This is a genomic window from Amphritea sp., assembly GCF_050300915.1.
Lineage (GTDB): Bacteria > Pseudomonadota > Gammaproteobacteria > Pseudomonadales > Balneatricaceae > Amphritea.
Genome location: NZ_JBNKYN010000110.1, coordinates 1 through 11,778, shown reverse-complemented (window position 1 = coordinate 11,778; position 11,778 = coordinate 1). Strand labels below are relative to the sequence as shown.

The 11,778-nt window shown below is 51.2% G+C and carries 9 protein-coding genes; all 9 read right to left on the bottom strand.

Annotated features, from left to right (window positions below; all coding sequences use genetic code 11):
* Window positions 1-118: 118 nt before the first annotated feature.
* The 9 genes from ACQY8X_RS19580 to ACQY8X_RS19540 all read right to left on the bottom strand — a co-directional run bounded on the left by ACQY8X_RS19580 (window position 119) and on the right by ACQY8X_RS19540 (window position 11,468).
* Window positions 119-2,239, bottom strand: coding sequence for a RelA/SpoT family protein (locus ACQY8X_RS19580; RefSeq protein WP_428036818.1), 2,121 nt, complete (start codon window positions 2,237-2,239; stop codon window positions 119-121).
* 97 nt (window positions 2,240-2,336) lie between these two features.
* On the bottom strand, window positions 2,337-2,549 hold the full coding sequence (rpoZ, locus tag ACQY8X_RS19575; protein ID WP_428036817.1) for a DNA-directed RNA polymerase subunit omega: 213 nt from the start codon (window positions 2,547-2,549) through the stop codon (window positions 2,337-2,339).
* A gap of 84 nt (window positions 2,550-2,633) precedes the next feature.
* Window positions 2,634-3,254: a guanylate kinase gene (gmk, locus tag ACQY8X_RS19570; protein WP_428036816.1), complete on the bottom strand. Its 621-nt coding sequence runs from the start codon at window positions 3,252-3,254 to the stop codon at window positions 2,634-2,636.
* 160 nt (window positions 3,255-3,414) lie between these two features.
* On the bottom strand, window positions 3,415-6,006 hold the full coding sequence (locus ACQY8X_RS19565; protein WP_428036815.1) for a circularly permuted type 2 ATP-grasp protein: 2,592 nt from the start codon (window positions 6,004-6,006) through the stop codon (window positions 3,415-3,417).
* A gap of 59 nt (window positions 6,007-6,065) precedes the next feature.
* On the bottom strand, window positions 6,066-6,986 hold the full coding sequence (locus tag ACQY8X_RS19560) for an alpha-E domain-containing protein (protein ID WP_428036814.1): 921 nt from the start codon (window positions 6,984-6,986) through the stop codon (window positions 6,066-6,068).
* Window positions 6,986-8,434 carry a circularly permuted type 2 ATP-grasp protein gene (locus ACQY8X_RS19555; protein WP_428036813.1) on the bottom strand — a complete coding sequence of 483 codons (1,449 nt, stop codon included), beginning with the start codon at window positions 8,432-8,434 and terminating at the stop codon, window positions 6,986-6,988. The genes ACQY8X_RS19560 and ACQY8X_RS19555 overlap by 1 nt, the downstream gene beginning before the upstream one ends.
* 256 nt (window positions 8,435-8,690) lie before the next feature.
* Window positions 8,691-9,977: a sensor domain-containing phosphodiesterase gene (locus ACQY8X_RS19550; RefSeq protein WP_428036812.1), complete on the bottom strand. Its 1,287-nt coding sequence runs from the start codon at window positions 9,975-9,977 to the stop codon at window positions 8,691-8,693.
* On the bottom strand, window positions 9,958-10,173 hold the full coding sequence (locus ACQY8X_RS19545) for a hypothetical protein (protein WP_428036811.1): 216 nt from the start codon (window positions 10,171-10,173) through the stop codon (window positions 9,958-9,960). Before ACQY8X_RS19545 ends, ACQY8X_RS19550 begins: the two co-directional genes overlap by 20 nt.
* A gap of 299 nt (window positions 10,174-10,472) precedes the next feature.
* Window positions 10,473-11,468, bottom strand: a complete 996-nt coding sequence (locus ACQY8X_RS19540; RefSeq protein ID WP_428036810.1) for a phytanoyl-CoA dioxygenase family protein — start codon at window positions 11,466-11,468, stop codon at window positions 10,473-10,475.
* Window positions 11,469-11,778: the final 310 nt, after the last annotated feature.

The window sequence follows — 11,778 nt, the reverse complement described above, 5'->3', positions numbered from 1 at the left end:
CCGTTCTAACAAGTGGCGTAGCCACGTCTAGCGACTGTTTTTTACGTCTAGCGACTGCTTTTTATCCAGACACAAAAAAGCGCACTCGAAGGTGCGCTTTAATACTGAGTAAGCGGTTTTAAACCCGGCTGACTTTATAAACCTCTTTCAGTGCCTTGAGTTTACGCATTACTTTGGCGAGGTGTATCCGGTCTTTTACGGTAAGGTCCATGTGGACGGTGTTGAGGGCATCATCGGTTTCGGTAATGTCTATCTTCAGTACGTTTGCACTGGCGCCGGAGGCGGTAGTTGCCAGGGTGGCAATCAGGCCACGCTTAGGCTCGACTTTAAGATCCAGGTTAACGATGAATTCGTCATCGATACTGTTCGACCATTCCAGATAGACACACTTCTCGGCATCATCTTTCATAAAGGCGATATTACGGCAGTCGGTGCGGTGGATAACCAGGCCGCGGCCGGTGCTGATATGACCGGTGATGCTGTCGCCCGGTATCGGGCCGCAGCAGCGGGCGTAGTGCAGCACCATCCCTTCGGTGCCCCGGATAGCCAGGGTGGCTTTATTGCTGTCAGAGGGCGGTAGAGGCTCTTCTTCATGCTCTGCAGGGCGTAATCGTCTGGCAACCACATAGGCCATTCGGTTACCCATGCCGATATCCTGGAGAAGTTCATCAAGTGACTTTAGTTCGGCCTCTTCAAGCAAGTTGTTAAGCGCTTCCGGATCAACCTCTTCAATGCTGGAACCATAGTTTGACAGGAACTGGGTTAGCAGTCGCCGGCCAAGCTCGATTGATTCACCACGATGCTGCACTTTGATAAAGTGGCGGATGGCGGAGCGGGCTTTTCCGGTGATCACAAAGTTAAGCCACGCCATGTTGGGCTGTGCGCTCGGTGTAGTAATGATCTCGACCGTCTGGCCGCTATGCAGCGGCTGTGACAGCGGCGCTAAGCGACGATTGATACGACAGGATACACATGAGTTGCCGATGTCGGTATGCACCGCATAGGCAAAATCAACGGCCGTAGCCCCCTGTGGCAGTTCGAAGATGCGGCCCTTCGGTGAGAATACGTATACTTCATCCGGGAATAGATCGGTCTTGACGGTTTCGATAAACTCCATCGAGTTGCCAGCACGCTTTTGCATCTCCAGGAGGCCTTGTACCCACTTACGTGCCCGGTTGTAACCATCGATCGCTGAGTTTGAGTCGCCATAGATTTTGTAATGGCTGTGTTCTGCGATGCCCTGGCTGGCTACGGCGTCCATCTCTTTGGTGCGAATCTGCACTTCAATGGTGATATCTCTCGCACCAAACAGGTCTGTGTGTAGCGATTGATAACCATTGGCTTTGGGGATCGCAACGTAATCTTTGAAACGTCCGGGTACTGGCTTATAAAGATTGTGGACAATACCCAGTGCTCGATAGCAGTCATCGACAGATTCGGTGACAATTCTGAAGGCAAAAACATCCATGATTTCCGCAAAGGATTTTCCTTTGGTCTTCATCTTAGTGTAGATGCTGTAGAGATGTTTCTCGCGTCCGGAAACGGTCCCGGGAAGACCTTCCTGTTTGAGCCGGTTACGTATCGCCTCCTCGATAGAGGAGATGACATCTTTACGCTGTCCGCGGGCCAGGACTACCGCGCGACGAATATATTTTGCGCGCATAGGGTAGTAGGACTGGAAAGCGAGGTCTTCGAGTTCAAGCTGCAGATCCCGCATCCCTAAGCGGGCGGCCACCGGTGCGTATATATCCAGAGTTTCACGGGCGATACGTCGCTGTTTTTCCGGAGGCATGGCACCGAGAGTACGCATGTTGTGCAGGCGGTCTGCGAGCTTTACCAGGATTACCCGGATATCAACCGCCATTGCCAGAACCATCTTCTGAAAGTTTTCTGCCTGTGCTTCAGCGCGGGTTTCAAACTCCAGGTGAGTCAGTTTACTGACGCCATCGACGATATCGGCAACTTCCTGACCGAACTGGCCCTCGAGTCCTTCACGTGATACCGCAGTATCTTCAATAACGTCGTGCAGCATGGCAGCCATAAGACTCTGATGGTCCATATGCATACCGGCTAGAATTGAGGCTACAGCGAGGGGGTGGGTAACGTAGGGCTCGCCACTTTTGCGGCGCTGCCCGTCATGGGCTTGTTCGGCATAATAATACGCACGTCTGACCAGCTTGATCTGTTGCAGATCAAGATATCCGGTCAGGCGGTCAGAAAGCGCATCAACAGTTGGCATCAATTACTCCTATGCCTCTAACGTAGTCAGGTTTACCTGACTACAAAAAAACAGAAACTATAGAGATGATGCCTTATTCAGGCAGATTGAAAAAGAGTTAATCTTCTTCGCGTTCATCCAGAATGCTAACGTCAATGAACTGTTCTGCAATTTCACGCAGAGCAACGACGGTCGGCTTGTCATTTTCCCACTCAACTTTCGGGTCTTTACCACCGGTGGCGATCTGACGAGCACGCTTAGAAGCGATCATTACCAGTTCAAAACGGTTGTCTACGTGTTCCAGACAATCTTCAACAGTTACGCGAGCCATTTAGCGACCTCGGATATAGGATTCAGTCATTCAGATCAATTTTAAGACCTGATTCGGAGAGCCGGCCAGTCTACCTGAGCAGATCTATTCTGACAAGAGCTCATCCAGCATTGTGGCGTGCTTTTGCTGTTGTCGCTGGAGTTCCAGTCTGCGAGCGATGAAAACTGACTGGAGCTCTAGCAGGGCTCTGTTAAAGTCATCATTAATGATCAGGTACTGATATTCGCCATAATGACTCATCTCATTCAAGGCTTCAGACATCCGGTGGTTAATAACCTCGACAGAATCGGTGCCCCGCCCTGTCAGGCGTTTACGCAGTTCGGCGGCAGAAGGCGGCAGGATGAAGAGGGATACACAGTTGGGCATCTGTTTGCGAACCTGTTGCGCACCTTGCCAGTCTATCTCCAGAATGACATCCACACCCTGTTGCAGTTGCTCCTCAACCCATAGCCGCGAAGTACCATATTTGTTAGTGAAAACGTTGGCATATTCCAGGAACTGACCCTTTTTGATCTTGGCATCGAAGGCGTCCATTGAAACGAAGTTGTAGTGTTTTCCATCGACTTCACCGGGGCGCATAGCGCGGGTGGTATGAGATACCGATACGCGAACCTGTGTGTCCTGCTCCAGCAGAGCGTTTACCAGACTGGTTTTGCCGGCACCGGATGGCGCCGAGATAACATACAGGGTTCCTAGCAGAGTCATAAATACGGTCGCTTTTTCGGGCTGTTATACACCGTTGAATACGGCATCAATTTTAGGGGGAAGATTATAGCGCTTTAGGCTGCGAGAGAATATTGTCTGGCGGAGATTCAACGCGAAGCGTGCTTTTTTCTGTACTTTTGTTGCGTTTCCTGGGATGAACTCATCGGTTTTGCTGTTGCCCGCTGGTTTCCTTGGGGCTGGGGGCTTCCCGACGCTCCCAGCCACTCAGCAATATCTGTTTTGGCCCACCGGAGTGGTCAAAGTAACGCTGGCTGATAAGCCCTGCGGCTTCTTGAAGTTGCGCTTTCAGATGTGACAGGAACTGTTCAAGATTTTGGCGAATAAAGCCCTCTTCGTCAGCGATGGTCAGCTCGTCAATATCGATTAGTTGCAGGGTGGTTCGTGCTGAGAGTAGCTGCTTCTCTTCGGTGCTCAGACCTGTGCCATCAGCGGACAGGTTGAGTTCATTCATATGCTGGCTTATCTCTTCCAGCAGGAACAGCAGTGAGCGAGGGTTGCTTTTATCCAGCAACATCAGATGCAGACCATCGGCGAGATTCAGCTCTGCCAGGTAGCGGCGTCGGTATGAGATCAGTGCTTCCATACTTAACAGGGTGGTTTCAAGCGCCAGCTCCTGGGTGCGCTGTTCGACACAGTCTACCAACATGGCGCGCATCAGTTCAGCGCTGAGGCTGGCTTTCTCCAGTCGTCGGCCCATATCCAGGAAGCGCCATCCGGTACTTCTGAACATACTTTCATGGGCCTGGCCTGCGAGGGCCAGCAGGTCGATGACAATGGTGTCGAACGCTTCTTCGGGGGCCGAGCCAAACCCTTGCGAAAGGTCTGCTTCCAACCGTTTTAGTTCATCCCGGAGCTTATTAATAATGCGCTGGGTATCTGCTGATAATTGCTCTTTAACCTCTTCAGCGCAGTTCAGTAACGCCAGCAAAGAGTGTCTCAGACTGCCGTTACGGTTGTTGTCAAGAATGACTGACAACAGTTCGCTATCGGGGTGGGATAGTGAGATTCCGTTTTGTGGCTCAACAAACCCTGGTAAGGTTCCGGTAACCCGGGTAATCGCCCGTAACAGCAGTTCCCGGCATTCAGTTGGCAGTTGCAGGTTGCTATTCAGCTGCAGCAGCGCGGCTCGCAGCAGTCGTGCAGATGCTTCGGCCCGTTCAGCATAGCGCCCCATCCAGAAGAGGTTCTCCACCACCCGGCTGGGCAGATTAGTTTGTCCGGTAAAGGGCAGGGCGGTGCGATTCGATGCTGGTTTCAGGGTGAGTTGTTTTTCTGGCTCGGAGGCCAGTACCCAGGTATCTTTTGTTAGTGACCCCTGTACCTGAGATACCCTGAAATCGTTCTGACTTGGTGCAATGCGTGCGAGACAGCCGGGCAGTACTTTGTAAGACTGGCGGGAGGCAACGGCAAAACTGCGCATCAGAATACGGCGTGACTGAAGACTGCCATCAATCAGTGTCGGACAAGATGAGGGTTCCAGATAATCCTGAGCCACATAGAGTTTGGGGTTGTGTAGAATCTCCTCTTTCCAGTGTTGTTGCTGCTCTGCAGATAGTTCACGCAGTAGGATGCTGCCGCCTTCGAGAGGGTTAATGCCTTTTAATACCAGTTGTGCAAAATTATCCAGGACATACCTGAGATCTTCTGCATCACCACACCAGTAACTGTTAACGGAGGCGAGTTGTAGTGGGCGGCCGAGAAAAAATTCGCTGATGGCTGGCAGGTATTTCATCAGTGCCGGATTTTCCAGCAGACCGCTGCCAATCGGATTAACGATGCTGACGGTTCCGCTACGTGCTGCTTCCAGCAAGCCAGCAACCCCCAGTTGAGAGTCACTGCGTAGCTCAACCGGGTCACAGAACGGATCATCGACAAAGCGCAAAATCACATCAACCGGGTGCAGACCAGCAACTGACTTCATCCAGACTCTGCTGCCCCGAACGGTCAGGTCTCTACCCTGTACCAGCGGATAGCCAAGGTAGTTGGCCAGATAGGTGTGTTCGAAATAGGAGGGGCTGTAAGCTCCGGGAGTCAGCACCACGATACAGGGGTTACTCTGGTCTGCTGAGGCGGGTGCGAGACTGTGCAGTTTCTGTCGCAAGGATTGATAAAACACCGCCAGACGGTGAACCTGGCTGTCGCGAAAAAGGCTGGGAAATACCCGTGACATGACGGTCCGGTTTTCCAGGGAATAGCCAATACCTCTGGGTACCTGAGTGCGGTCGGTGAGAATGCAGATGCCCTGCTCAGCCGTTCTGATCATATCGGCTGAGTGGAAGATCAGCTGTTGATCCCCCGGCAGACGGACATCCTGGCTGGCGCGGGTAAAACCGTCATGGGCAAACAGTAGCTCCGGTGGCAGAATGCCATGGCGGATCAGCTGTCGCTCACCGTAAAGGTCTTGTTGGATCAGATTGAGGAGCTCTGCTCTTTCGATTAGCCCTGATTCGATCTGGCTCCACTCGTCGCTTTGCAGCATTACCGGAACCGGATCCAGTTCCCAGATTTTGCTTTGGTCCGGCTGGGTGACAGAGTTATAAACAGCACCATCATCCCTGAGGATTCGCTGGGTTTTCAGCAGGCGCAGCCCCATCTCTTCTGAGCCCAGCTGGTTGATGCTGTCCAGCAGATATTGCCAGTGAGGGCGGATCTCGCCTGCGGCCGAAAAAACTTCATCATGGCCTGTACCGTTGACGTAGCTTAACGGCATGTGCTGCTCAGGCTGTATCATAGAGTCACTTTAAATCCGCAGAGGCAGAGTCATAATAGGCCGCCGCCCCACCCGTGGTATCAGGCGAGCGCAAACCAGCACTGACCAAACTGGAGGTGCAGATTAGCAAAGCTTAGCTGAAGATTATTCAGGTAGTCACTGAACGTTTCATCCAGATTTCGGGGCTCTTCTGCCAGTAATGATTTGAGTTTTTCTAACTCGTCTATCTCACAGGCAGGCAACAGGCTGACCGCCGCTTCTATCTGTTCAGCGCAGAAGCTGATAGAGCGGGGGAAGTGCTTATCGTGCAGCAGGAAGTCGCATACTTTAGTCCCTTCAACCGTGACCCGCATAGTGCGTCGGTAGTTCATCGCACCATCGCAAGAACGCAGGACATTCCCCCAGATAATCTGCGATGGGTCAAGATCCTGCTCAATATCAGTGGTGCTCAACTGTGCGGTAATGCCGGCATCGAGTATCCGGCTGGCCATGTCTGCCCGTTCAAGGTTACGGCCCAGGCGGATAAACTGCCAGGCAGCATCTTTGCTCATATTATCCGCCAGTAATCCGTTGATCTGCTGGCAGCTCTTAATCACCGTATCGAGAAAACCATGACGATTAGTGCGGTTGATACCGTCGCGGATATGCTCGGTAACATACATGCACAGCTCATTGATCAGCTCCCACAGTGGCAGCGGCAGGACGTCCCGGCTGGTGCGCACATTCTCCCGGGCCATTTGCAGACTGGATGACATGGAGTTGGGATTGGTGCTGTCAGCTAACAATAGCTTAACAACATTTTTTTCATCCTGGACGGTATAACGTGCATTAAACACATCTTCGGATGAGTTAATCACCACCAGATTGTACCAGCTGATATTGATGGAGCGAGGCAGATCAAACAGAAGGTTATCGTATACACCGACCATTCGGGCGGTATTTTCTGCCCGCTCAATGTAGCGGGAGAACCAGTACATACGTTCAGCAACTTTAGACAGCATTAGTATTTCTCCTCGACAATCCAGGTGTCCTTACTGCCGCCACCCTGAGATGAGTTAACCACCAGTGAACCTTTCTTCATTGCCACCCGGGTCAGGCCACCGGTGGTTACATAGAGGTTTTTTCCCTGCAGAATAAAAGGCCGAAGATCCAGGTGGCGGGGTTCGGGTGTAGAGCCGCACAGGGTTGGTGCGGTTGACAGGCTTAGTGTGGGCTGGGCGATATAATTGCGCGGATTTTTGGTGATCAGCGCGGCGAACTGCTCCTGCTCTTTCTTGGTTGAGTGAGGACCAACCAGCATACCGTAACCACCGGATTCATTGGCGGGTTTTACCACCAGCTTATCGAGGTTTTCCAACACGTATTTGCGCTGCTCCGGATCGGAGCAGAGGAAGGTCTCCACGTTGGGCAGCAGCGGCTCCTCTTGCAGATAATAGCGGATGATATCCGGGACATAGGCGTACACGACTTTATCATCTGCAACACCGGCACCGGGTGCATTAGCCAGAGCGACGTTGCCTGCTTTCCAGGCACGCATCAAGCCAGGCACGCCCAGCATCGAGTCTTCTCTGAAGGCTTCCGGATCAAGGAACTCATCGTCGATACGGCGGTAGATGACATCAACCCGGTCCAGCCCGCTGATGGTTTTCATATAAACACAATCGTCACTCTCAACCACCAGGTCGCTGCCTTCGACCAGCTCGGCTCCCATCTGCTGGGCGAGAAACGCATGTTCAAAGTAGGCTGAGTTGAAAATCCCAGGTGTGAGTACCACGATTTCTGGTTGAGGAATATCCCGGGGAGACAGCGAAGCTAGCATATCAAACAGGTGAGCCGGGTAGTTATTCACTGGCAGAATAGAGTCTTTGGAGAACAGTTCCGGCAGAACCCGTTTGGTGATCTCCCGGTTTTCAATCATGTAAGAAACACCGGAAGGTACTCGCAGGTTGTCCTCCAGGACATAGAACTGGCCATCCAGATCGCGAACCAGATCGGTGCCACAGATATTGGCCCAGACCCCATGAGGTGGCGTCACGCCAACACACTCAGGACGGAAGTTCTTCGACTTCAGCACAATCTCTGCGGGAATTACACCATCCTTGAGGATGTTCTGATCGTGATACAGGTCGTTGATAAACATATTCAGCGCTTTGAGTCGTTGTTTCAGACCTTTGGCTGTCTGTTCCCAGTGGGAGGCTGAAATGGTGCGAGGAATGATGTCAAAGGGCCAGGCGCGGTCAATGTTGCCCTCTTCTGTGTAGACAGTGAAGCTGACCCCCATCTCCTGAATCGTCGACTCGGCCATCTCTTTGCGTTTATTTATCTCTGCGGTGCTCAGAGACGCCAGATAGTTGACCAGCCGGGTGGCAGGCTCTCTTGGGGAGCAGTCATCAGCTATCAGCTCATCATAAAAGTTGCCGGTGGAATACTCTGTCCAGTCGATACTCATGTAGATACCCTCGGTTCCAGGAACTCTTTTGCACTATTCTTGTGCGCCCTATAGAGGCTAATTCAACCATGCCATATAACTGTGCAATATAGCACTAAAAATTGTCTGAAATGGTTGAAAACACTTTGTTACATAGGATTTGCAATATGCAGGCCATAAGGTTATTCAGGGCGCTGTAAAGTGTTTTGAAACTAACACATAGGAGGGGTACAAAGTATTAATCTTAAGATTAAGCTGAACATTTTTCTGTTGTTGTTCAGGGGGCCTGTTGCCAGTCAAGGTCGCAGCAGAATACATTTAAACGGTCACCCATTTTAATGGCCTGAGACAGCGTGATACACATTCGGGAATCGGCGACGGAAAGGTAAGGCTCACTGATAATCGTGGTGCCGGGTTGGTCAACAGCCTTATAGTGATAAGGGCGGTGTGACCAGTTCCCCTTGTCGCCACACAGCAGCGGCGCAAAGCGCAATTCGATCTGCTGTCGGTGATGAAATACATTGAGGGTACTTTTGGTCTGATGGCCGTTTTCATCCAGCAGAAAGCAGCGAACCGCACGGGGGTCGGTAAAAATATGGGCACTGCTTTGCGCCAGGTTTTGATGTCTGATGAAGTCGTTCAGAGCTCGCTGAAACAGATTTTTCAGATGGCTGATATTTTCAGCCTCTGTTTTAGAGTGTTGCGAGCGTTGATCTTGCTGTTTGAATAGCAGCTGATCAATAGTGTCGGAGGCCGTATTCTCGGTTAACAGCAGCGGCGCAGGACTGGCAAAATAGAACCCCTGCAGCATATCCGCATTAGCCGCGATCGCGGTGGTGGCTTCCTGGTCAGTTTCGATGCCCTCGACAACCACCAGGCTACCTGTCTGATGCAGCAGCGAGATGATTCCTGAGAGAATGCCTGCTGCCCGCTGGTTCTGTGCGGCTTCGCGGATAAGGTTGCGGTCAAGTTTGACAATATCGGGCTGCAATTGCCAGATGCGGTCAAAGTTTGAGTGTCCAGCGCCGAAGTCATCAATGGCGATCAGGCAGTTAAGCTGATGAAAGTAATCGATATAGCTCTTCAGCCGGTTCACATCGTCCACTTCGTTTTCAAGAATCTCAATCACCAGGCGGTGTGGTGCTAAGCCAGAGTATTCTAATAGTCGTTGAGTGAAACCGACATTCGGGTGTTCGCTGATCAGCGATTGTGCGTTGAGGTTGACGAATAGCCACTCATTATGGGTGCTTTGAGACGTAAAGTTCTGAACATGTTGCGCCCGGCAGAGCCGGTCAAGCATGAGCCTCTCTGCGCCATTTTCAGGTAGCGAGAGCAACTCCAGAGGGGGGATCGATATCCCCTGCTGAGACTGGGCACGGATCAGGCCTTCATAACCGATTGGGCGGCGATGTGCAACGCTGTAGATCGGCTGGAAGTGGCTTGCAAGCGAGTGACCCTGATAACGGTCAGGGTAAATACAGTGCTCTGATTGTCGGTTTTTTTCACAGTGACTCCGTCTGCGGGTCAATGTTGTAAATGGCACGTCAGACTGACTTGAAAACATGCTGTAAATCCTTCAACGCAGCACCCATCATCCCCAGAAGATCATTAATCGCGACGGTTGGCTGTTCAAAGTAGAGTTTGGCTTCTATCTGAGGGCGGCCACAGTCTAGCAGATCCTGTTCCGGGCATAATAGAAAACTGTTCACCGCATCGCGTGATTTTTGTAGGTTAAGGTTGCGGGTCTGGTTTTGCTTCAATGCGCAGGAATAAACCAGCACCCGAGAAGATCATCGCCAAGAGCAACTCAATCATCCCTCTGATGCCAAACTGATCAGAACAATAGAAGCGCCTGCCAGGTTAACCATAAATTGGATGTTCCCCCTTAAAGTCAAAAAGCTCTTTCGCAATTTAAAAGGACTAAAGGAGGCTTGATTGCCCTGCAAGCAATAAGCCGTCACAGCTGAAGGGTGCAATAATCAGCGCTATTGCAACGAAACTTGTGTATGACTCGCCTTTTTTTATCGCATTGAAACTTAGCAGGTCAGCAATGGTGCAATCAGAATGATTGCTTGTTCTGTGAGTAATGAGCTTGCGGCAGGGTTGTTTTTTCCACATGTTCCGCTACCAACTTTTCTGCAAACCGGTTGAATGGCTCAAAATCCGGCAGCGGAAAGGGGACAAACGGATTCAGACGAGAAGAGAAATAAACCGAAAGACGAGAGGTGTCAGCTGCGGCTTCTCCCCGGCGGTGAAAACCTGAAGTATCGGCAATTATCAAAGTATTGGCGGGCACATTAAATGTCTGAATATGAAAAAGGTTCAGCGAAGCGAGTTCATTCTCAGCGATTCGCAGTGAACCTCGTGCGGCATAGCGCTCATTCAGACTCCGTCCCTGAATACTTTGGCGGTACTCCCAGAGAAGGCGCTTTAGTGTCAAGCGGTTAGAACCCTGAACATACTGGAACGGGCCCTTATCGGCGGTGACATCCTCAAGAAACAGCCAGGCTTTCATGGTTGGGTGAAAGGTGTCGGAATGAAAGTGCTTCTGGGGATCGTTGATCATTTCGCCTCCCCGGTTGCAGACCCGCAGGAAGTGGGGCCATGGGCGGAGGGCATTTGAGGCAACGTAATTCAGCAGGTTTCTTACCGAAGCTGAGTCACATAGCATGCTTGTGGCAGGCAGTTGCTTCAGCCTGGCCTGAGTGAGAAAGGCCAACTGGGTCGTGGTGTCCCCCTGAATAAACTCACGAACTTCCGGCCAGCTGTGCTCTCCTTCGTCCTGCAGGCGTTTAAATAGCTCAGGTGGTAATACATTATCTATGCGAAGATAGCCTTTCTGACGAAACCCCCGGCGATGCGCTGAACTGATTTTCCAGCCCAGTATCCAACGACGAAAGCCGGTAATTAAGCGCGCTATAATGAGCCGGATAACATGCAGCCCCAGGCGGTTTAGCAGCCGGTTACCCAGAATCGGATTGGCTTCAAATGATTTGGCTTCGGTGAAAATCTCCATCACCCAAACCATGTACTGTGCCACTCTGTTCTTCCGCAAAACGGACTCCGGGAGGTGGTTGCTAATCACTGCCTGTAAAGTGTGATGGCATTATTCGATGTTGAATTTGCTTATTGAGTAGCAGCTTAGACCTTAAAAACTCAATAACTTACCGAAAAGAAGCCGTTCAAAAATACCTGTTTGCCCACCAAGTTGCCTACACTTACCTTTGGCTTTTACTAAATCTTAGTGGCTATGAGTATGGAAAAACAGTGCTGTTTGCACTCTACTGTTAGGGTTGAAACATAGCAGTTTTGAAAGGCTTTATCGAGCGGAGTCTGGCTATTTTTTCGTGGTAGGTATTAGTCAG

Excerpts from the sequence above, each read along its gene's own strand:
- ACQY8X_RS19580 (WP_428036818.1), bottom strand. The coding sequence starts at position 2,239 with ATGCCAACTGTTGATGCGCTTTCTGACCGCCTGACCGGATATCTTGAT.
- rpoZ (WP_428036817.1), bottom strand. The coding sequence starts at position 2,549 with ATGGCTCGCGTAACTGTTGAAGATTGTCTGGAACACGTAGACAACCGT.
- gmk (WP_428036816.1), bottom strand. The coding sequence starts at position 3,254 with ATGACTCTGCTAGGAACCCTGTATGTTATCTCGGCGCCATCCGGTGCC.
- ACQY8X_RS19565 (WP_428036815.1), bottom strand. The coding sequence starts at position 6,006 with ATGATACAGCCTGAGCAGCACATGCCGTTAAGCTACGTCAACGGTACA.
- ACQY8X_RS19560 (WP_428036814.1), bottom strand. The coding sequence starts at position 6,986 with ATGCTGTCTAAAGTTGCTGAACGTATGTACTGGTTCTCCCGCTACATT.
- ACQY8X_RS19555 (WP_428036813.1), bottom strand. The coding sequence starts at position 8,434 with ATGAGTATCGACTGGACAGAGTATTCCACCGGCAACTTTTATGATGAG.
- ACQY8X_RS19550 (WP_428036812.1), bottom strand. The coding sequence starts at position 9,977 with ATGTTTTCAAGTCAGTCTGACGTGCCATTTACAACATTGACCCGCAGA.